Below are 22,279 nucleotides of genomic sequence, written 5' to 3'. Positions count from 1 at the left end.
GAGTTAAAATCTCAGCTACGACCAGACCACTTCTTTTGTCTCCATATTGTCATGAGGGCAAATATATCAGCGAAGAACATTAATGGAAATGCCAATAAACCTAAAGCAAATCCCCTTATTCTTCTTGTGTATAGCAGGATAGAAACAATCATTACAATGCTAACTATTGTTGACACTTCACCCACAAATGTGTGAAAAACATAGAAGTAGTGAAATAGAACCATTTCTGTACTCAGTTTATTACCGTAAATTAACATAATCCCACTTGGATTGAGGTGATGCGGGAGAAAATGGTTAAATTTATGGAAAATTGGAGTGGGATCTATATCAAACAAATTATCAATTCTGTATACTATTACATTCTTTATGAACCTAGCAGGGTTTGTTGTTATTGCCCTCGCAATGAAGTCCCAATGCTTAGCTACACGTGATAAAATTATTTCAGTATATAGACTATAACTTAGTAACGTAAGTAAAGGTAATGCGTACCAGTATAATACCGTAAACATGTAAAAGAACCCCTTTTTAAAGATAGTACCATCACCTATTTCCCTAATCAAGAAGAAATTATTTGATCTATACCATCTAACCATTTGCTTTAGTAAACCGCTAATCGTATCTGGAGCTTTAGTCTTGACTACTATATCCTTAGTTACAGTTGCTTTATATCCATTTGAATAGATGTAATTGGTTATCTGCCTATCATCACCCAAAATTGTGGAGAACTTCCATAATTTAACACTATTAAATTCCTCGGATTCAATTAGAGGCCTTATTACGTCAGTTCTTACTAGTACACATTGGCCGTTGAGTGATACTATACTGCCGAATCTACCTAACGCCCTATAACTTATTTCCCTCAACCTTTGCATCATCTCGGAGACATGATAAGCGATTATATTTTTACCTGGCAATACCGAAATCTCTGGGCTAACAGCAACTATATCCCCAGTTAATTTAGAGGATAAGATATCAACTGAATTATCTGGAAGTATCGTATCACTATCTAAAAGTAAGACATATGGGGTTTTAACGTATTTGAATCCTTCTCTTATTGCTCTCCTCTTACCCATATTCTTATCTAGTTTAATGAACAAACCTCCCTTTGTCCTTACTATACTTTTATATGGTTCATCACAGCCATCCCCTACAACAATAAATTTCAAATCTTGCTTTTTAACAGAATCTATAACTTCTTTAAACACATCCACGTCTTCCTTATAAACGGGAATCAATACGGTAATTTCACTTCTTTTTATACTGGCTTGAGATGACTTAGGCCTATACGTAAATGCCAGAGGTAAGGTAAAGGAAATGTACAAAATAGTAAGAATCGATATCAAGGTAGAGACTAAAAGATAAAATGTAATGTCAAGTCTCATATAAGTCCGAGTATAAACTATTAACCCATTAATATAAAAGATTTTCACTAATTTTTCGTTTCTACTCACTATAACTCTCTCTTATGTTATATCTTGCTTGAATATAAATACTGAATTTATATCGAACCAAGAACACCATAAAACTCCAAGATCTGATTCGAGTACTGCCATATTAAATATACCATAAGTGGAACCGATCCATACTTCAAAGTTGTGATATAAAAAACTTAGACTTTTATTGTATTATTCCCATAATATTCTTATCTTAATTTCTCCACGTTCCTTTTCCTTTAGCACCTTAAGTAATTCGTTTTCATCATTTATACTCACAGTCTTAGTGATTAACATTTTAGAAGTCTTAGGATACAAAGTCTTCCAAGATGCTAAATGAACTACAGCTTGCTGAAAATGGGGCTTCTGACCGTTTACCAAACCTATTATCGTCTTATTTGCATGTACTATTTCCTGTAATGTCTTATAGTCAAGTGGAACCGAACCGGAAGTTGAGAATCCAAAGAGACCTAAAACTCCATTCCTTCCTAACAATGGAATAACATTACTTAATATATTTACATCGGCCCCAGTAGCGTCTATAATTACATCGAACTTACCTATAGATTCTTTCAATTTATCGTATCCATTGGCTGAGTTATAGAAGTTAGTCTTGGTTTCCTCTATGACAGTTTGCTCAACTTCAGTTGGTTCTCTTCTATTTGATACCCAGACTTCTAATCCATAAGTTCTGAAAAGCAGTGTAAATAATATGCCAATTGGTCCCGTACCTACAACTAAAACCTTTCTACAATTCAAAGTCCCATCATCACACGTCCATACTGGAACCCTCTTCTGAACTTCCAATATTTCCTCAATGGATTTCTCGATGTCAGCTAATGGTTGAGCTAAAATTCCAATATCTTCTATTGACTTGGGAATTCTAACCAAATACTTAGGATCATCGTACCACCATTCCCTCATAAACCCATCCATTTTGTGTATTCCAGCCTCTCCAAATTCACCTGTTTCGCAAAAGTCTGGTCTTCCTACCAAACAATTTCTACAAATACCGCACCCTCTCCTATTAACTGGCATTACCAGATCTCCTTGAGAAAAGCCATAATAAGACTCTTCTACAACGCCTATTGCCTCATGACCCAACACTAGGAAATCCTTTCCCTTAGGTAGAGTTGATAATGTTAACTTGCCATTAACTATCTCTCTATCAGTACCGCAAATACCGTTATAGATAGTTCTTATCCTTAGTTTCCCGTAACTATCCAATTTCTTTTCATCGACGTCCTTGATCTGCACTCCTGCATTTGGGGGTTTCACTATTATAGCTTTCATTAAAAGCTATGTTAGGGTGGGAAAGATATAAACTTTATGCCCAATATAACTTAAAAATTTTAAACCTACGTAAATTTCTAAGACAGTATATCCCAAAATCATTACCTTTTTCCAGCTAGATAAGGACTCTCTTATTTATCGGAATTGGATTCATAAGAAGTAGAGAGGATTAGAGAACCTATCACGTATGAAGTATTTTTAATGGTCAAGAGAATTTATTTAGCTGTAAGGCATTTAGCCCCATTGTATGTTAAACATAGTTCACAATAGCTTTAAGAGCTCATCTAATTTACTTTTTATATTTTCCTTATTATCTGCTTTTTTAATTTTTTCAATTAATTTTCTAATCTGATATGAGAACTCTACGTCATTAAATAGCATAGTTAAGGAGTCTTGAATAACGTTCTCATCAATATATATCATTTTAACTGTCATCCCTCCATCTATTGTGAAATTCACACCGCTAATCCATGAAGCATCGTTAGACACTAAAAATGCAACTAATGAGGCTACATCTTCAGGCTTTCCAACTCTTTTACTCAGATGTTGTCCATGATCCAAACTAGATAGATATGACTCTCTAGGAGGGACTTGCCAACTACTAGTATCAATCCACCCCGGACTTATGGAAACCACCCTTATATTATACTTGCTTAAACTAACAGCCAAGGAGTGGGTTAATGCAATTATACCACCCTTAGAGGCAGAATAAGGCTCAGTGTTCGGTTCCGATTGGAAAGCCCTAGTTGATGCTACGTTTACGATAACCCCACCAGTATTCTTCATATATTTCACTACGTACTTGGAACAAAGCCAGACTCCGGTTAAATTTGTCTCAATCACTCTCCTCCATTCCTCCAAAGTTTGTTCTTCTATACTCTTTCCACTAAATCCTATACCAGCGTTATTAACAAGGACATCAATCCTCCCATATCTATCATAGACTCTTTCAACCATATTTAAGACGTCCATCTCCGACGAAACATCAGTCTTAATGAAAAAGGAATCTATTCCCTCACTCCTAAAATGGTTCTCCCTATACTTGCCAGCGTTTTCGTCTATGTCAGCAATAGCTACTGCATACCCTTGCTTCCCCAACCTATAACCTATTGCTGCACCTATTCCCTTAGCTCCTCCAGTAACTATACTAACCTTCTTCATTTAACCCCTCACACTTATTGTGAGGATATCCCTATTCTTATATTTTACCTTAATCCTATTACCCTCTGTTCTAATGTCCCTCGAAATCTCATTCAGCTCTAGCAAGTCAAGACTCCTAGCTTCAGTCACATTAAAAGGTAGTTCAACAACAGCTTCTCCTCTGGTATTCTCGTATTCATAAAACCTTAATATAATGCTATTGCTATCGTCCTCAGCAACCTTCACAGCCTCTAAAATCAACTTATCACTAACCCTAATGAAGCTCTCACTTTTAACCTCACTAATTCCCCTAACTACTCTCAATGGTACGTTTAGCTCATAAGCCCTCTTAACCACCTCAGCCCTCTTCCAATCACCAACGTGGGGATATAGCGAATAAACGAAAGTGATTTCCTCTAGATCAGTAGAGGGATCTGGATATATTGGAGTTTTAGTCAAACTCAAACCGACTGAAGAACCTCTTAACGTTGCCCCATACTTTCCGTTATTAAGCAATGCAACGCCATAATCGCTCTCAGAGAAGTCAACAAATTTTTGGATTGGAACTTCAAACCTAGCCTTATCCCAACTAGTATTAGTCCAAGTGAACCTCTCAACAACTCCAAAGGGAATATCGGAAACTGCCCTCTCCACGTTTAGGTCAAAGTTAAACCAACTTTTTATTAATAATTCCCTATCCTTCATCTTCAATGTAGTTATGAAGTCAATCCTTCTACTCTCAGCGTAAACACGGATGATTTGAATAATTTCTGATCTCCTAAATTTATAGGAAAATCTAATTGAAGCTACAATACCATCATTATTGACTATCTCTGATGAAGAGGCCTTAATTTCAAAATGAGTCTCCTCAAATCCCTTCTCAATATCCCACGCGTCTGCCCACCCTGGGATATTCTCATACGCGACTAGTAGGTTACCCCTATCCTTTAAAACCTCCCTATTAGCTTCCCTATCGAATATTGACAGAAGCTGTCCAATTTTACTTATCCTTATCCTATAGTATTTATTCTCAATAAGATAATCGTCTTTGTTTTCACTAACGGTGACTTTATCCCTAACTTCAAGAGGTTCCAACAAAGAGAAGCCTACTGATGGAACCTTAACCTTAACTAATTTGCCATTAACCTCCACGAACTCCTCCCTATCCCATGATAGTGAATTAAACACAAATGTCTTATCTCCATTACCGCCAACTAGCTTCTGCATTGCCTCATATGCAATATTATTAGCCCTATTTATCACATCTTCTAATTCTTGATAAGCTACCTTGTAAACGTCTTTTATAGCTGATCCCGGCAAAACATCATGAAATTGATCCTTTAATACTACCTTCCATAATTTGGTAAATACTTCTTTATCATAAGTCCTAGCCAAAGTGCTCCATAGCTCTGCTTCCCTTAACGCGATTTCTGCCATCCTATTAAGCAATTTCATTTTTGAATGTGATGTTAATACACCCCTGTGGGTTTCTAAATATAATTCCCCTCTCCATTCTTCTACTGGAACTATCCTTTGTATATAATTATTTACACCACTTAGTTCAACCTTAGGTAATATGGGTAAAAGGTTAATTGCCTCGGCTCTAATTAACATATCCTCGTTTGGTCCTCCTCCGCCATCACCGTATCCATAAGAATATAGTATTGGTTGATCCTTTTGAGCCCAGTTATTGTACTGTTCTAGTACGCTTGAAGCTGAAAAGTCCGAATTATATCCTCCCTTTCCATGACCAAAGGTAACTGCAGGTAATCGATCGCCATTTGGTCCTACCCATTGGAAAACATTGAATGGAAATGCGTTAGTATCGTTCCAAAAGACTTTATGAGTTGCGAAAGCCTTTACTCCACCCAATTTAGCTATCTGAGGCAATGATGCTGAAAATCCAAAGGTATCTGGCAACCACAAAATATTGGCAATTCTTCCGAAGTTCTCTAGATAGAACCTCTGAGAGTACAAGAACTGCCTAGCCAACGACTCACTTGAGACCATATTTGCATCCGATTCAACGTATAGTGCTGCTAACTCCCACTTCCCTTCCTTAACCTTTTCCTTTATCCTTTCAAATAGTTCTGGAGAATCTACCTTTATCCACTCATAATATATTGCAGCGCTTTGAATGAAGTGAAAGTCGTACTTGTCTAAGAGTGTTAAAATAGTTGAAAACGTTCTTAAAACTTTCCTTCTAGTCTCATCAAATGGCCACAGCCATGCAGTGTCGATATGGGCATGACCAGTACCCACTAGCTCCCCTCTTTTACCGTACTTATTAACTAATCTCGATAATTCACTCTTCAAAACGTTCAAAGCCCTTTCGTATTTACCCCTATTCTCATCTTCCTTGTATACGTCAAGGGGATCCTCAATCTCTTGAATCATTCTACTTACATCCAATGTCGTTCTTATCAGCTTTGATAGAACGAATAGTTGCTCTTTTGAGATTGACTCAAAATATGCCTCACCCAAAGCCTTACTTAAGGAATTACTCAAATCGTCCTTAACTTCATTGTCATTTATACTTCTTATCAAGTCTAGAATCTGAGATCCGTATATGTAAAGCCTATAGGCGTTAGAGTCTATCTCAGTATAAAACGGAATTCCAGGTGAAATATCTACTTTTTCACCAAAGTCCATGTAGTTGGAAAGTTCTAAACTAATCTTATGACTACCAAAGGGAATAGGTATCAACGTGTGATATCTATCTAACTCGAAATACGGTTTTCCATTTAGTCTAATAAGTCCACTTCCTTTGTGGTCAACTATTACCAAATAGGAATTTCCCTTACCCTCAACCTCTAGGTAAGCCTTATTGTGATTTTCGAGATTCCATCTTAATTGCCTTAAATTTCTAAAGGAGTTACCAAGTATTAAGATCAGTCTCGCTTCAAGCTCGTTAACGCTTCTCATAAATATACTTCTTGCATAGAAGTATATAAATATGAAATTATGATTCTTAAATATGAAAAAGTTCATCTTAGGCTTCAACTATTGGCCTAGAATATCAAATATAAAGATGTGGAGTAGGTTTGAAATTGAAGAAATTAAAAGAGATTTCGAATTAATGAGTGAACTGGGGATAAACACTATTAGGGCATTCGTATTGAATGAGGATTGCGCAGATCAACTAGGTAATCTAAAACATGATTGTAAAGATAAAATTGGGAGATTTCTTGAAGAGGCGGAAAGGCATTCCATAAAGGTTCTATTAACCTTAATTGTAGGTCATATGAGTGGAAAGAACTGGAATATACCATGGGATAGTGATAATACAATTTACGACAAGGTTGAACAAACGAAGAGGTTTGTAGGAGATATTGCGAATAGTTTTAAGCAAAGTAATGCAATAATGGGATGGATACTAACAAACGAGATATCATTAGTGAGAGTGCCACAAAATGACGATGTGTTCTTGGGATGGCTAAAGGAATTGTACAGTTACATTAAGGGAATTGATGATCAACACGTAGTCTCGGTTGGAGATAACGTTTCTCCATTTTCCCACAATTTCTTAAGACCAGAAAACGTTAAGGGAATTGTCGATTATGCCTCTCCACATATTTATTTGTACGATCAAGATCCAGTTAGACATTCATTTCAATACTTCATGACCTTGGAATACGATAAAAGTTCCGGATTGCCGGTAATTCTAGAGGAGTTCGGATTTCCCACTTCATTGTACTCTGAGGAAAGCCACGCTAAGTTTATAGGATTAATACTGAGGGGAGCGTTAGTTTACGGTGCAGATGGTGCATTGATATGGTGTTTTTCTGACTTCCCGAGGGAGGGTGATGAACCATATCTATGGGAACCTCACGAATTAACCTTTGGAGTGATAAGACAAGATGGAAGTGAGAAGATTGCTGCCAAAGTGGTAAACGATTTCAGTAGCAAAATAAAGGATATTGAGCTATCATCTTATAAAGTGCCTAAAAGGGATTCAGCAATACTAGTACCCTCGTGGTTTTATAGGAACTTCCAATTCGTTTACGAGCAAAACAAGAGATGGGATTTCGCTAGGGTGTTGAATCAAGCGTTTACGTTCGCTAGACTATCCAACATTCAAGTTACATTTGCAAGAGAGGAGGATGAAAATTTATCAAGTTATAAATTATTAATAATACCCTCCGTTACTAGACTACTTACAACGACGTGGAGGAAATTATTAAAGGTAGTTGAAAATGGTAGTACTATCTACTTCTCAACCTATACTCTAACGCATCTGTCTGCAACACACTTATGGGAGGAACTTTTTGGAGTAATCCCCAATAATTACGCAGGAAGTAAGGGAGTTAAGGTACCAGAAAGAATAAGATTAGATAATAATATACTCGAATTGGGACAATCTAATTTATACACCTATTCATTTAAAGAAAAGGATGCTAAAGTAATAGGAGTAGATGATAACAACAATGGTGTAATTTTCATCGCTAAAAGAGGAAAGGGCAACGCTATCCTCTCCACAATACCTCTAGAGTTAATATCCTCAAACAACGAGACAATGGATAAACGCCACTTCTTCCTTTATGATCATATTGGAAGAGTAGCCAATATAGAACAGAGCTTTCCAAAACAAGACTTTGGTGTTGAAATACAGTACCTCGAAGGAAAAGGAGAGAGCTTGATAGCGGTTTTAAATCACACATGGGAGGATAAGGAATATGAACTTAACGTGAAAGTTAAAGAGGATATGGACTCATGCCAAGGAGTAGTTAGGGCTAAGTCGGGCTGTCTAATGAGAGTTTAACCTATATATTTTTTAATTATTGTTACAAACTTATTTTATGGCTTTAGGTATCGCGTTTGTAGGAAGTGGGTTTTCAGCTAGGTTTCATCTAAGGGGATTAGTGGGAGTTAGGAATGTAGAAGTTAAGGGAGTTTATTCTAGAAATCTAAACTCTTCTAAAGAATTTGCTGGATTATCTGAACAACTGGGATTAGGGAAACCTAAAGTGTATGACGATATTAGTAAAATGCTATCAGATAAGGAGATTAATGCAGTATGGCTAACTGTCCCCAATGATGCACATTTAGAATACACGAAATTGATTAGCGAAGAGGTCTCGCAAGGGAGATCCAACGTATATGGAATAGCCGTAGAAAAACCCTTGGCTAGAAATGTGAAGGAAGCTAAGGAGATGATTAGATTAGTGGAGAAGGCTGGTCTACTGCACGGATACTTGGAGAATCAGATCTTCATGCCTTCTGTGGTAAGGGCTAAAGAGGCTATCTGGGAGATGGGGGCGAGGAATTCCGGAAGACCATACTTGGCAAGAGCAGCTGAAGAGCACTCTGGCCCTCATAATAGCTGGTTTTGGAAACCAACTATTTCTGGTGGAGGGGCACTAATAGATATGACTTGTCACAGTTTGGAGGCAACTAGATTTTTACTAACTGACCCTTCAAAGGATAAATCCTCACTTAAGCCGAAACACGTGTACGCTGAGATAAAAACGTTGAAGTGGAATAAGGAAGAGTATGCTAGGCATTTAAAAGAAAGGTATAACGTGGACTTCATGAAGGAACCAGCGGAGGATTACGCATTAACTGTTATAACTTATGAGGACGATATAGGAAATTTAATAATTGCTGAGACCAGGACTTCGTGGAACTTCGTTGGAGCTGGGCTTAGATTATCGGTTGAGGTTTTAGGGCCGGAATACAGTGTTAACATTAATACTCTACAATCGGAACTATCAACGTTCTTCAGTAGAAACGTTAAACTTCCACCATCTGAAACTTTTGTCGAAAAGCAAAATGCAGACCAAGGATTAATGCCAATTATACCCGATGAGGCAGTAACTTACGGGTATCAAGGGGAGGATAGACATATGATTGAGTCTTTCCTATCCCGTAAAATGCCTATCGAGAATTGGTATGACGGATTATTAATAGTCCAACTTATGATGCACGCCTACCTTTCAGCTGAGAATGGGAGGAAGATTAGTTTCAATCCACATCAAGTAGAGGATTTCATACCAAAGGTAGCTAGAGGATCATATTCCACCATTTAAAATAATACATTTAATAGTATAACTGATAAGTTTAGAGTTTCTATACTATAATTATAGAATATGTACGTTTTACTTAGCATGATGAAAGTAAAGTTTTTAAGCAGAGATTTTCAATATATAGTCATGGGATAGGGCCAGGGCAAATGGGGTAATAAAGGGGGTTATGGGGATTTAATGGGGAGTTGCCCTGGCCTCCCTTTCAAGAGATAAGGTTTAAACTCTTTTGAATAGGTTAATATAGTTATCCTTTACTTGTTAAGTTTACCAAGCCATGTATTACGAAAAGACTGTTGTAATAAAGTTTTTATTAACAAAGAACATATCTTAAACCATGCCAAGAGAAATAGGAAGACCCGTTAGGAGGATAATAGAAGATCCCTCCTTAATTGCTGGGAAAGGCAGATTTGTATACGACATTGACTTTAAGGGTACACTTTACGCGATATTTATAAGAAGCCAGTATGCACATGCAAAGATAAAGAGTATAAGATGCCCAGAAGGTGCATTATGTTACACTGCTAAAGATTTACCAGATCTCATCGGATTAGCTAAAGAAGAGGCAATTTATCAAGGACAACCATTAGCAGTTGTTTTAGCTGAAGATGAATACAAGGCTAGGGATTTGGCTGAACAAGTAGAAGTGGAATACGAACCATTACCTGCAGTTATTGACGTTGAGGAAGCGTTGAAAAACGTTAAGAAAGCTAAAAGTGATTTGGACTCAAATATTGTGTTAGAGGATAATGTGGAGATAGGAGATGTAAACTTAGCGTTTAAAAACGCTTATAAGGTTGTTGAAGCTGAGGTTGTGAACCAAAGAGTAATCCCATCAGCAATGGAACCTAGAGGTGCTGTAGCTTACTTTGATGGAAGAAGGCTAACGGTATGGAGTAGTACACAGAACGTATTTGGATTAAAGGACACTCTTTTACAATTATTACCAAAGTATGGAGTAAATGATGTTAGGGTAGTCCAGCCCTTTGTTGGAGGAGCATTTGGTAGTAAAATCTACATTTATCCGGAAGAAGTTCTAATATCCTATTTAGCTGTCCTTACTGGGAAGCCTATAAAGTGGTTTAATACTAGGACTGAGGAGTTCATGTCCACAAATCATGGAAGGGACATGAGGTTAAAGTTTAAGGCTGCCTTTGATAAGGAGGGAAAATTGTTGGGAATAGAAGGAACTCTGATCATGGATTTAGGTGCTCCAATAAGGGAGATTTATGAAGATTCCTTTGGAATGGCCACTACGGCAGCTAGATTATTGGTGGGTAGATATAAGGTTAATGCCCTAAAGGTTAAGGTACTAGGCGTTGCTACTAACAAGACGTTTATAGGTCCATATAGGGGTGCTGGTAGACCTGAGGCTACATACTTTATAGAGAGGATCCTCAACCTCGGAGCTAGGGCTTTAGGTATTGATCAATTTGAAATTAGGGAGGTTAATATAATCGATGAGGTAAGTCACTATAACACTCCGACTGGAATGTATTATGACAGTGGGAAATACAGGGAGACGTTAAAAATTGCTAAACCGGCTTATCATGAGCTTTTAAGAAAACGTGACGAGTTAAGGGCTAAGGGCAAGTTGACTGGAGTAGGAGTAGCTATAGTATCAGAGATAGCATCCTTCGGGACTGGTACTGCTAGAGTACAACTTACACCTAATGGTAGGATTCAAGTAGTGAGTGGATTTACTCCGCATGGGCAAGGGGATGCTACTGCATTTGCGCAAATAGCAGCTGAGATATTTGAGATTGATGTAAGTCAAGTTGATGTGCTATGGGGAGATACTGACTTAATATCTCATGGTGGTTTAACGGGTGGCAGTACAACTTTAACAGTTGGAGGTTCCGCAGTATATGAAGCCTCAATAAGATTAAAAGAGAAGTTGCTTAGAGTTGTAGGTGAAAAGTTAGGTGTAAGGCCAGAGGAAATAGAGTATAAGAATGGGAAGTTCCACCATAAAAAGGGCGAAATGAGCTTAGCCGATGCTGCTAGAGAAGCACTGCGTATGGGAGTATACCCAGAGGAGGAATACTCTTACACGATTAGACCCTATACCTCACCCTATGGAATACATATGGCGTTAGTAGAGGTAGATAAAGAGACTGGATCTGTAAAAGTATTAGATTACAAGGCATTTGACGATGTAGGAGTTGTGGTAAATCCGCTCTTAGCTGAGGGACAAGTTCATGGGGGTGCTCTTCAAGGTATATCTCAAGCACTATATGAGGAAACAGTTTACTCACCAGAGGGCTCATTAATAACTTCCAATTTCTCAGATTACGTTATTCCCACTGCTATGGAAGCTGTTAAGATTGAGTGGAAGTCTCTAGCGTTAGCTAAATCGGATACACCATTAGGATCTAAGGGAATAGGAGAACTACCAACCATTGCAGCAACTCCAACAATTCTTCACGCCGTGGAAGACGCTATTGGTAAAAACATTTATACAATGCCAACTAAATCAGAATTAATTTTGAAACTTTTAAATAGCTAATCACTATATGTTTTTTCCAAAAATTTTAAAGGGAATAACTTTAAAAGATTAAACCATTAATCTCCATTATGACCCCTATTGAAGCCATTGAGACTCTACTCACTTCTTAACAATTTGGCTATTAGTCTCGTAAATCCCTTCGTATCGTTCTTTACTGCATCCAATGGAATAACGGGTGCTTTATTGGCAATAGTATCCTCTGCTAATACTGCGTTCCCTGGAATAATCCAATATGTATTAGCAAATTTGTACATAAAAGCCAAAAAGCTAATCGCTATTGGCAGCTTGGTGGGAGGTTTACTGTGGATATTAGTAGGAGTTTACGCAATATACAATGAGTATTTCGTATTGGTTTACTCGATTATAACTGCTTGTCTGGGTGCAGCGAATTTTGGTTGGTTACTCATTTTGGATAAAATTAGTACAAGCCACAGGGGAAGGACGCTAGCGTATTATAATTTTTACGCTTCAATAGGTGGTCTAATAGCTACGTTAATAACTGGATTCATCGTAGGTAATAATTTAGACTTAATGCGGTACTTCTTCATCATCGCTGGGTTAATATACGCTTTTAACGCTTACGTAATCTACCACTCCGATGTTGATGCTGAGTTTGCAAAAGGTAATGGTATAAGACTGTTTTCATCGAATTCTGAGGTTAGAAAATTCATCATGACTAACTTCATCTTCACGTTTGTATGGTCAATGGCGTGGCCAATTTTCCCGTTGGCCCAAGTATATAAGTTCCATATGGACGAATTTCAAGTGGCTGTAATTAACTTTACGGGAGGAGCTTCCACACTAGCATTACAGAGGCTCGTGGGTAGATTAGTTGATAGGCATAGAAAATTCGTTATGTTCTTTGGAAGATTTGCCTTAGCAACTTTCCCACTAGCGTATGCATTTTCCACCGCACCCTATGAGATATACATTGCTAATCTAGTTTCTGGATTTACTAACTCCGCCTCAATCTCTTATACTGCGTTCCTATTTGACCACTCTGACTATTACGAAAAGAGGATTAATATAGCTCTATACAACATGTTTAACGGAATTGCCGCACTTTTAGGTTCAACAATTTCAAGTTTAATGTTCAATGTTATTTCAGATTGGTTCAGTTTAGGAGTTGCCATCAATATCATGCTAATTGGGATAGGAGTAATGAGAATACTAATGTCACTGTTGTATTTAAAAATAAAAGAGGTTTCCTAATCATAACTGGTCTTTGATTATAGAAAATACCGAATTCTCTTTATTCTATTTAGCAGTTGTTGTTCTACTTTAACGTAGCTTAAAGATTTTCAGCAAATTTAGTGCATCAACTAAACACATCTCAACTAACCTGAGGAGTTTATCCTCATATTTTTAATTAACTAAACAGTAAACTAAAAATTTTATCGGTAGTACCGGGAATTTTGTATTAACGAGGAAAATTAGAACAACTGCTATCTATTTATCAAATAACGGGTTTATTTAAGTACTGACTCTCATTAGCTCTGAGGGATAAAGTTCGTCTTAATCTTTCATCATACTAATAATACTAATAATAAGGGTTTTAGCTTTCACGCAACTAGCGTGGCTTTAATTTTGAGGTGAGATGAGATAGCAAGATATGAAAGCAGTCCTTTTTATTTTACATAACGCTTATCAAATAAAGTTTTTAAATCTAATAATTAAATGTTAGATATGAAATTAGGAATTATAGGATTAGGAGGATGGGTAACTACTGGCCATCTTCCAGCACTAACTGACCTAGGAATAAAAGTAGATTACTGTGCGGATATAGATGAAAAAAGGGTAAAAGATCTCTCTCAAAAAACAGGGTGTAAAGGTTATTTAGATTATAAGGAAATGTTAAGGAATGAAAATCCCGACCTCGTTTTAGTAGCAGTACCCCACAGCCTTCACGCAAGTATAGCATTAGATGCCATAAATAATGACGCTAATGTTTACGTGGAAAAACCAATGGCTACTTCATTTCAAGAGGCTTTAACACTGGTAGAAGCTTCGAGGAAAAGAAATAAGGTATTAGTTGTAGGCCATGAAAATAGGTTTAACCCAGCGATGTTAATTGCTAAGAAATTGATAAGAAGTGGTGAAGTAGGTAAAATATACCACATGAGAGGATTTTATATAAGACAGAGAGGAATACCTACCTCACCAACATTTATTAAAAAGGATTTAGCTAAAGGTGGAGCAGTATTTGATATAGGTACACACATCGTAGATTTATTACTTTTCCTCTCAGATTTCCCAATGCCTAAGAGTGTTACGGGTAAAACATATAGTGCTTTCTCTGATGACAAGACTAAGTTCTCCGTTTATCCCTCTCCTAACCTACCTAACTTTAAAGTTGAGGTTGAAGATTTCGGCTCAGCCTTCTTAAATTTAGGAGACGAAATAACAGCGTATATGGAAGTGAGCTGGGCTTCGTATATAAAGGAGAACAAAATGGAAGTAACAATTTTAGGCGATAAGGGTGGAGTACATATAGAAAACGGAATATTGAATTTCATGAGAAATATTGCAGACGAATACTTCATTAGTACCCCCTCAACTCAACCACAAAGAGGAAGCGTATATAGAGAAGTGTGGAGAACTGTGATGGACTCGATTTCTAAAGGATTTCCAGAATATCCGTTATGTTCAGCGGAACAAGGTGCCATAGGAGTAGCCATACTAGAAAGTATATACAAATCGGCTTTAGAAGGGAGAGAGGTGAAAATAGATATCCCTCAATGGCTTCTTAAACAGTCTCAACTAGTATCTTAAAGCTCTTCCTATCTATTTTATCCAGATCAATTTCGTAAAGATTATCGTTTTTATCAATTAAAACTACTTTAGAATCTAGGACAACTACGTTCCTCCTTCCAATCGTGTAGACCTTTATTGAACCTTTATTAGTTTCCACGTCCCATTCTAATTGATCACCCTTTATGTTAATCTCGTTTATTTTCCTCACTTGGAATATTAAATTATTATAAGCTAATGCATTCTCCAATACTTTACGAGATTTTTCGTCCAATTTAGTATATTCATCTATCAAGAATATCTCCTTACCACTCTCGTCATAAAGACCTATAAACGTTGGTTTAGTTATTGGAAATAACATTTTTGGCACTAAAGCCCGATAAACCTTCCCTTGATAAATAACATCCACGGTACTTCTCCTAACAGATTGATCTATCTTCACGTTATCAGCATCAATAAGGTTTACAATGATTTTCTCTTCTTTGCTATCGCGTTTCATTCTGGCGAAGATATTTTCCTCGTTAATCTGTTCCTTAAACATTTTATAGAATTCCCCTTTCTTATTTAGTAACTCAATTGGCTTTCCTTCCTCCACCACTTTACCATTACTTAAGACTATAACCTTATCTGAGTTCATAACCTCATGCACATTATGCGTTATCATTATTACCGTCTTACCCTTAGACACATCCATCATTGTTTCGTAAACCTCTCTTTCACTTGTAACGTCCAAATTGGAAGTTGCCTCATCGAATATTAACACGTCAGGGTTCTTTATGATTGCCCTAGCAATACTTAACCTCTGTCTCTGTCCTCCTGATAGATATGTTCCCCTTTCCCCTAAAATTGTATCATAAGCGAACGGTAATTTAACTATCTCATCGTGGATTTTGGCAATCTTACACGCTCTAATTATGTCAATCTCACTCACATTATCCGTACCATATGCCACGTTATATCCTACCGTAGTATCAAATAATACCACGTCCTGAGGTACATACGCAACTTTTTTTCTTAGATAATTTAAATCTATTTCTCTAATATCTATACCATCAATGAGAATTCTACCCTCATTAACGTCATAGAACCTCAGAAGCAGTTTAGCTATCGTACTCTTCCCTGAACCACTTTTGCCAACAATTGCTACTTTCTCCCCTGGCTTTATTTCAATATTAATATCCTTAACTACGGGGAAGTGCGGATCATAACCGAAGTAAACATGTTCGAAACGTATCTCAGCAGGCATATTAGGTCTTTTAGGGTTTTCCGGATTTGCTATTTGAGGTTTAACTTCTAACACTTCCCTAATCCTCTCTGCAGAAGTTAAGGACTGTTGTATAAATGGCAAAACGTTACTTAAGTTATTGATTGGTCCGTAAAACTGGGAAACGTAAGCTATAAACGCTGTTATCACACCTATTTCTATAATGCCAGAGATCACCTCATGTCCTCCTACCCACCATATTAATACAGTTGAGAGATTAACTATGAATCCCATTAAAGGCCAGTATACTGAGTTCATCTTATTAATCGCAATACTGGATTCGTAAAGCTTATTCAACATTTCCCTTAGCCTTTTGGACTCGTATTCCTCTTTGGAAAAAGATCTAACTACGAGGAAGTTAGGTATTGTATCATTTATTCTAGAGGTAATATCTGCACTTCTCCTCCAATTTCGATGGTAGAGCCTATGGGACTTTCTTCTATATGAGATGATCAAGTATATTATTGCGGGTACTGGGATTAATATGAAAGCTGCTAACGTAGGATTTAATGTAAATAAAATCACTCCTATTCCAATTATTGTAAATAGGTTGGTAACGAGTGTCGGCAATCCCCAAACCAATAGCCAATTTGTATTTCCCGCATCAGTCGTAAGTCTAGAGAGTATCCTACTAGGAGATATTCTCTCTATGAATGAATAATCGTGGTTAATCGCGTGTTTGTACAGTATTTCCCTTAAATCATTTATTATTCTGGAACCTAGATTGTTTAGTGTTCTATTCTGAATAGAAGATAATAAAGCAAGTGCTGAATATGATGCTATTAAATGCACTATAATGTTGATGAAGAGCGTGGAAGGGTGAGAGGGCGATAATAATACGCTATCAATTAGTATTTTAAGTAAGTATGGAGGAACTAGATTAAGGCCAGTTGTTATTAAGGAAAGAGTAGCGCCTAATATCATTGTCTTTCTATATCTAGAAGCAATGTTCCAAAGCCACCTTAGTGTGCCTACACCAACTCTTACACCCTCTTCTCTCTCCTCATCCTTTACTTCTATCTGCTCACCCTTATTAAACGCGTCAATAACCTTCTTGAATAATTCCTCTTTTCTCTTTGTAAAATAAGCAATCTCAATTTCCTTGCCGTCAGAAGTATAGCCTATTAACTTATCCACGCTTATACCTGTCTCCAATGAAAGTTTTACTACATTGTCTACACTGAATACCTCCTTATCGCCGTCAAAAACTGACACCCTATTACCATCAATTTTAACAAACTCTTCTCTCAAATTCAATTCCCTATCCAAATCGGTCTTAACTTCAGCCTTAAACTTCGAAGTCACTATAGATGCTTTCTTCACGAATAGCCTTATTTTTTGATTTAACTTAAAAAGATTTCTATTACCGCACGATAAAAGGTAATGTTTAAATATTTAAAAAACTAAAATATTAGGCTATGAAAATTGCTGTAGTGGGATGTGACGGTTTCGGAAAAGTACATTTAAGAGCCATGAAAAATATAAGCGGAATAGAGTACTACGTTTTCAGCAGAAATGAGGAAAAGGCAAAAGAGTGTGTAAAGGAGTTTAACGCCAAGGGTTATTTTACAAACTACGAAGATGTTATAAAATCAGATGTTGACATTATTGACTTATTAGTGAGTCATGACCAACACTACCCAATGGGCGCAATGGCCATGAAGGCTGGGAAACACTTAATGCTTGAGAAGCCAATAGCGAGGACAATAGAAGAGGCAATGGGACTGATAAATACTGCAAAAGAGACTAAAAGGAAATTCATGGTTTTGGAACAATTCTATTTCGAATCATCAGTTAGAAAGGCGAGGGAGCTTTTATCGAGATTAGGGAACTTATCCCTAATAATTGTGAGATCAACTCACTTATATCAGCCAAAGGGATGGAGAAGAGAAAAGGAGAAAATGGGAGGAGGAGCACTTATAGATGGGGGTGTTCATTTCATAGATACATTACTTAATTTAGGTGGAGAATACGAAAGCGTCAAGGGAATTTGTGGGAGGTACTTCTCGGGTATAGAAGGAGAAGATTTAACTTTAGCGACTTTTAAGTTTAGAAAAGGACATCTAGGGCTATTATTATATAGTTGGGCAACCCCAAATCCACCAAAAGTGCCAGCGTTTGAGGTTTATGGAGAGAAAGGGAGTTTAATAGAAGATTCAAATACGAGAGTTATGGGAAAGCCTTACGGAGATCTGATATTAAACGTTGATGGTAAAGAGGAAAGAATTGAGGTCGAAAAGGTGAATCCAATAGAGGAAGAAATAAGGGGATTTGTAAACGCTGTGAAAAACAATACTGAAGTACCTATGCCACCTGAAATTGCCTTGAGGGATTTAAGAGCAGCTCTTGACGTTTACAAGTCATGCGGATTTTCCTAATATTTCCTCTATTCTTTTCATATACTCATCTCTCAAGTTTACATTTAAGGCAGATAGGTTGTCCTCTAGATGCTCAACTTTACTGGCTCCAATAAGTGGGATTACTGTAACACCGAGCTGTTCACCTCTCTTGAGAAGCCAAGCGATAGCCAATTGTGATAAGGTTATCCCCAGTTCTGATGCAATATCCTTAAGCCCCAATAATATCTTTAAATTAACGTCGGTAAAGTATCTTTTCTTTAAGTCTTCACTTATAGTAGCTCTACTAAGTTCCTCAACCTTCCAACCATTTCTATCCGTATACTTTCCAGTGAGAAACCCTTGAGCTAACGGTGAATAAGCCATAATTGCTAATCCATACCTTTTTGCAATTTCAACCTTATCTTTCTCTATATCCCTTTCCAACATGTTGTATTTCTCTTGCATTACCACGAATTTCTCCAGGTTATACCTCTCACTTAAATGTAGGAATTCCATCACATCAATTGCAGAATGATTACTAACGCCCAAATAATAAACTAAGCCATTGTTCACTAAACTGTTCAACGTTTTTAGGGTTTCCAGCTTGGGAGTATCGGGATCTGGCCAATGGATAAAATAGAGATCTATATATGATGTGCCTAACCTTTTCAAACTTTCCTTAATTTGCCAGTGTATATGTTTCCTAGACAAACCTTCTCCATTAGCGAACTCACCCATCTTACCCCTAACCTTAGTCGAAATTACTACAGATTCCCTATTCACAGTTTTTAGAAATTCTCCAACAATGCGCTCGGCATTACCTACATGTGCCAAATCCACTGGTGCCATAGCACCGTGATATCTATTTGCCGTATCTATGAAGTTAACTCCCTCATCATACGCTCTTTTAAGGATCTTCAATGTAGTCTCTTTATCCACTTTATGGATACCTAGTTCGTCCTTCTCTTGTACTCTAGGAAGAAACCACGTACCTATAGCAACTTGAGATACCTTAACTCCAGAATCACCTAATTTAACATACTTCATATATATAAAACGAGAATACAGCTATTTATAGTTTCAAAAAACCCTATATCCTTTTACCTTTTGCAGATACTTCCAATCGTTTGGATATTCAAGTCTTAAATACTCCTCTGGTAGTTTATCAATTGATATTATTTCTTCTCTCTCCTTATCATCGTCTTTCTTTGGCTCTTCTTCCTTCTTCCTCAACTGTAGTAAAGCCATTTTCTTTCACTATTGTATAAATGTATATTCAAGTTTTTAAAGCTTACTGCCCTATACTTATATCAATCTAGGAATGTATAAATTACGTTTCCAAACGTTGAAAACTACGTTATCATTTAAAAGATTTTATTTAAAATATAAAGAATATGATAATTTTTTACTATTACAAGTCAGACAGCTAAGAATTTTTAACAAACTTAGGGGTAATATATTTCATCTTTTCAACTGTTATTTAAACTTTGCCTATGATAGTTTATAACCTTTTGTAGCATATAATACTTATGAAAATTAGATACGGAGTCATAGGAGTAGGTGGTCACGGAAGAAATAGGCATCTAATTCCATTGACTAAGCTGAACGACAAAGTAGAGATCATAGCTATAGCTGATGTAAACAAAGAAAGATGTGAGGAAGTGTCGTCACAGTTTAAGATTAAATGTTACTTGGACTACATGGAGATGATAGAAAAGGAGTCCCCCGATGCCGTAAGCATTGTAACGCCAACTGGATTACATTCCAAGATAGCTATTGACGTACTAAATAGGGGAATTAACGTTTTAGTTGATAAACCATTGGGGGCTAACCTGGATGAAGTTAAGGAGGTAGTTAATAAGGCTAGAAAGAAGGGATTAAAGTTAATGGTAGGATACTGGAGTAGATTCTCTCCAGCATTGCAATACGGCGAAGAGATCGTAGACAAGGGCTTATTGGGAGAGCCTTACGTAGCCTATGGGTATTTGGTTAGGAGGAGAGGCATACCGGGGATACCTACGTTCATTGATAAAACACTTTCTGGAGGAAGGGGTGCGCTATTAGATATTGGATGCTATTTAATAGATAATTTACTTACCTTGTTAAAGTTTAAGAAGCCAAAAAGCGTTGTGGGTAAGGTATATACGAAATTCGGAAATAAAAAGGAAGAAGTTAAGTTCAATTGGGGATCTTGGGATCCAGAGAATTTCAGTTTGGATGACTACGCTGTTGGATTGGTAAAGCTTGAAGGTGATGTAAGTTTAATAATAGAAGTTGGTTGGGCAGCTAATGTGTCTCATATGGAGGAGAAGAGTTACATAAGGATATTAGGGGATAGGGGAGGAATTGAGGGAACTGGGCATGAGGCGATCACGGATATATCTTTCCACAGCAGAACTGAGAACTTCCTTACCGATACTAAACCCGCACTAAGGAAAGTTGACATATACTTCGAAATGGTAAAGGCTTTTGTGGATAGCATTTTACAAGATAGGGAACCTCCAGTAACTGGTGAGGAGAGTGTAATCCTTCATTCTATTATTGATGGAATATATAGGTCATCAATTGAAGATAAGGATGTAAAAATATCGCTATAAGGGTTTATATAAAGCTCTGGGATTATTGCTAGCCATATCGAACTTTGCTTTTTCACTAATTTTTATAGACAGAAACTCCTTTAGGTTATAGGAGATACCTTTTATACCCGGCCCACCGTAATCACTTCCATAAATCGTCTTATAGCTTATTTCCTCAATTCTAGGCAAATATTCCAACAGTTTCTTGGGAGGAATGGAAGAGATTTCACCGTAGATGTTCTTCCTTATCCTAACCAGTTGGAAAGCTGTAGGGACGTAATTTGGTCTGCCCATGTGAGCTAATACAATCTTTAGCCTTGGAAAATCCACAGCTATGTCATCAACGAATATTGGATCGGCGTACTTATTCCTAGCCTTCAAGAACACACTAGTACCAGTATGAATAATAACTGGTAAGCTGTGATCTTGCGCGAACTCGTAAAGTAACTCAAGTTGTTTCAGTCCACCTTCTTCATCTCTATAAGCATTTGGCTTTACATGAGAGTGGACTGGATGCAACTTAAAGCCGGAAACCCCAGCCTCATATTGCTTTTCTAACCACTCCTTAGCCTCATTGAGGCTCAACTTGTTTGGCTCGATCCCACCAACAATGGAAAACCTATTTGCGTACTCCTTCACAACCCTTATCATGTTGATTGGGAAATCCTCCTTAGTAAGCCATATCTCTCTGCTGGGATATGCTATTATGACTATATAGTCGATATTAACACTGTCCATTTCCTTTATAATATCTTGAACGCTAGGTGGTGTATACTCATAGCCCGAATCGTTAAAGAAGAAATCCTTGGGTAGAGCTTCCTTAAACCAGACGTGTGTGTGAGCATCTACATAACCCATAAATACATTTCAATTTGATACCTTTTAAATTAATCCGTCTATAAATACAAAAATTAATCCTAACAAATTGACAAAATGTAAGAATTACACTAC

At 37.1% G+C, this 22,279-nt stretch carries 15 protein-coding genes; 7 read left to right on the top strand and 8 right to left on the bottom strand.

Features of this window, described 5'->3' with window-relative positions:
- Positions 1-11: 11 nt before the first annotated feature.
- From J5U23_RS02720 to J5U23_RS02705, 4 genes are all read right to left on the bottom strand, one after another.
- Positions 12-1,451, bottom strand: coding sequence for a glycosyltransferase family 2 protein (locus J5U23_RS02720; protein WP_218266872.1), 1,440 nt, complete (start codon positions 1,449-1,451; stop codon positions 12-14).
- 174 nt (positions 1,452-1,625) lie between these two features.
- On the bottom strand, positions 1,626-2,726 hold the full coding sequence (locus tag J5U23_RS02715; RefSeq protein WP_218266871.1) for a glucose 1-dehydrogenase: 1,101 nt from the start codon (positions 2,724-2,726) through the stop codon (positions 1,626-1,628).
- 261 nt (positions 2,727-2,987) lie between these two features.
- The gene (locus J5U23_RS02710) at positions 2,988-3,887 is read right to left on the bottom strand and encodes an SDR family oxidoreductase (RefSeq protein ID WP_218266870.1); all 900 of its coding nucleotides are present in this window, start codon (positions 3,885-3,887) and stop codon (positions 2,988-2,990) included.
- Positions 3,888-6,857, bottom strand: a complete 2,970-nt coding sequence (locus tag J5U23_RS02705) for an alpha-mannosidase (RefSeq protein ID WP_218266869.1) — start codon at positions 6,855-6,857, stop codon at positions 3,888-3,890.
- Between J5U23_RS02705 and J5U23_RS02700 the strand changes: the two genes are divergently transcribed.
- The 5 genes from J5U23_RS02700 (at position 6,844) to J5U23_RS02680 (ending at position 15,170) form a co-directional block, all read left to right on the top strand.
- Complete coding sequence (locus J5U23_RS02700) at positions 6,844-8,628, top strand: glycoside hydrolase 5 family protein (RefSeq protein ID WP_218266868.1); 1,785 nt, start codon at positions 6,844-6,846, stop codon at positions 8,626-8,628. The two genes, J5U23_RS02705 and J5U23_RS02700, sit on opposite strands and share 14 nt — an antisense overlap.
- Before the next feature lie 37 nt (positions 8,629-8,665).
- A complete protein-coding gene (locus J5U23_RS02695) occupies positions 8,666-9,895 on the top strand; it encodes a Gfo/Idh/MocA family protein (protein WP_218259340.1) in 1,230 nt (409 codons plus the stop codon).
- 331 nt (positions 9,896-10,226) lie between these two features.
- Complete coding sequence (locus J5U23_RS02690; protein WP_218266867.1) at positions 10,227-12,398, top strand: xanthine dehydrogenase family protein molybdopterin-binding subunit; 2,172 nt, start codon at positions 10,227-10,229, stop codon at positions 12,396-12,398.
- 78 nt (positions 12,399-12,476) lie between these two features.
- A complete protein-coding gene (locus tag J5U23_RS02685) occupies positions 12,477-13,610 on the top strand; it encodes an MFS transporter (RefSeq protein ID WP_218266866.1) in 1,134 nt (377 codons plus the stop codon).
- Positions 13,611-14,075: 465 nt separating this feature from the next.
- A complete protein-coding gene (locus J5U23_RS02680; protein ID WP_218266865.1) occupies positions 14,076-15,170 on the top strand; it encodes a Gfo/Idh/MocA family protein in 1,095 nt (364 codons plus the stop codon).
- Here J5U23_RS02680 and J5U23_RS02675 read toward each other — a convergent pair.
- Positions 15,145-17,736, bottom strand: coding sequence for an ABC transporter transmembrane domain-containing protein (locus tag J5U23_RS02675; protein ID WP_218266864.1), 2,592 nt, complete (start codon positions 17,734-17,736; stop codon positions 15,145-15,147). The two genes, J5U23_RS02680 and J5U23_RS02675, sit on opposite strands and share 26 nt — an antisense overlap.
- A gap of 95 nt (positions 17,737-17,831) precedes the next feature.
- Here J5U23_RS02675 and J5U23_RS02670 point away from each other — a divergent pair, with 95 nt between their 5' ends.
- On the top strand, positions 17,832-18,791 hold the full coding sequence (locus J5U23_RS02670) for a Gfo/Idh/MocA family protein (RefSeq protein WP_218266863.1): 960 nt from the start codon (positions 17,832-17,834) through the stop codon (positions 18,789-18,791).
- Here J5U23_RS02670 and J5U23_RS02665 read toward each other — a convergent pair.
- Positions 18,774-19,799 carry an aldo/keto reductase gene (locus tag J5U23_RS02665; protein WP_218266862.1) on the bottom strand — a complete coding sequence of 342 codons (1,026 nt, stop codon included), beginning with the start codon at positions 19,797-19,799 and terminating at the stop codon, positions 18,774-18,776. The genes J5U23_RS02670 and J5U23_RS02665 overlap by 18 nt on opposite strands.
- A gap of 33 nt (positions 19,800-19,832) precedes the next feature.
- A complete protein-coding gene (locus J5U23_RS02660; RefSeq protein ID WP_218266861.1) occupies positions 19,833-20,000 on the bottom strand; it encodes a hypothetical protein in 168 nt (55 codons plus the stop codon).
- A gap of 281 nt (positions 20,001-20,281) precedes the next feature.
- On the opposite strand from J5U23_RS02660, the gene J5U23_RS02655 reads away from it, so the two are divergent.
- Positions 20,282-21,349, top strand: coding sequence for a Gfo/Idh/MocA family protein (locus J5U23_RS02655; protein ID WP_218266860.1), 1,068 nt, complete (start codon positions 20,282-20,284; stop codon positions 21,347-21,349).
- On the opposite strand, the gene J5U23_RS02650 is transcribed toward J5U23_RS02655, so the two are convergent.
- Positions 21,344-22,186, bottom strand: a complete 843-nt coding sequence (locus tag J5U23_RS02650) for an amidohydrolase family protein (RefSeq protein WP_218266859.1) — start codon at positions 22,184-22,186, stop codon at positions 21,344-21,346. The genes J5U23_RS02655 and J5U23_RS02650 overlap by 6 nt on opposite strands.
- Positions 22,187-22,279 lie beyond the last annotated feature (93 nt).

This window comes from Saccharolobus shibatae B12, assembly GCF_019175345.1.
Taxonomy (GTDB): Archaea; Thermoproteota; Thermoprotei_A; order Sulfolobales; family Sulfolobaceae; genus Saccharolobus; species Saccharolobus shibatae.
This window is presented reverse-complemented; position numbering and strand designations above follow the sequence as displayed.

Bases quoted from the DNA above. Each gene is read 5' to 3' on its own strand.
- J5U23_RS02715 (WP_218266871.1), bottom strand. From the start codon at position 2,726: ATGAAAGCTATAATAGTGAAACCCCCAAATGCAGGAGTGCAGATCAAG.
- J5U23_RS02710 (WP_218266870.1), bottom strand. From the start codon at position 3,887: ATGAAGAAGGTTAGTATAGTTACTGGAGGAGCTAAGGGAATAGGTGCA.
- J5U23_RS02700 (WP_218266868.1), top strand. From the start codon at position 6,844: ATGAAAAAGTTCATCTTAGGCTTCAACTATTGGCCTAGAATATCAAAT.
- J5U23_RS02705 (WP_218266869.1), bottom strand. From the start codon at position 6,857: ATGAACTTTTTCATATTTAAGAATCATAATTTCATATTTATATACTTC.
- J5U23_RS02695 (WP_218259340.1), top strand. From the start codon at position 8,666: ATGGCTTTAGGTATCGCGTTTGTAGGAAGTGGGTTTTCAGCTAGGTTT.
- J5U23_RS02690 (WP_218266867.1), top strand. From the start codon at position 10,227: ATGCCAAGAGAAATAGGAAGACCCGTTAGGAGGATAATAGAAGATCCC.
- J5U23_RS02680 (WP_218266865.1), top strand. From the start codon at position 14,076: ATGTTAGATATGAAATTAGGAATTATAGGATTAGGAGGATGGGTAACT.
- J5U23_RS02670 (WP_218266863.1), top strand. From the start codon at position 17,832: ATGAAAATTGCTGTAGTGGGATGTGACGGTTTCGGAAAAGTACATTTA.
- J5U23_RS02665 (WP_218266862.1), bottom strand. From the start codon at position 19,799: ATGAAGTATGTTAAATTAGGTGATTCTGGAGTTAAGGTATCTCAAGTT.
- J5U23_RS02660 (WP_218266861.1), bottom strand. From the start codon at position 20,000: ATGGCTTTACTACAGTTGAGGAAGAAGGAAGAAGAGCCAAAGAAAGAC.
- J5U23_RS02655 (WP_218266860.1), top strand. From the start codon at position 20,282: ATGAAAATTAGATACGGAGTCATAGGAGTAGGTGGTCACGGAAGAAAT.
- J5U23_RS02650 (WP_218266859.1), bottom strand. From the start codon at position 22,186: ATGGGTTATGTAGATGCTCACACACACGTCTGGTTTAAGGAAGCTCTA.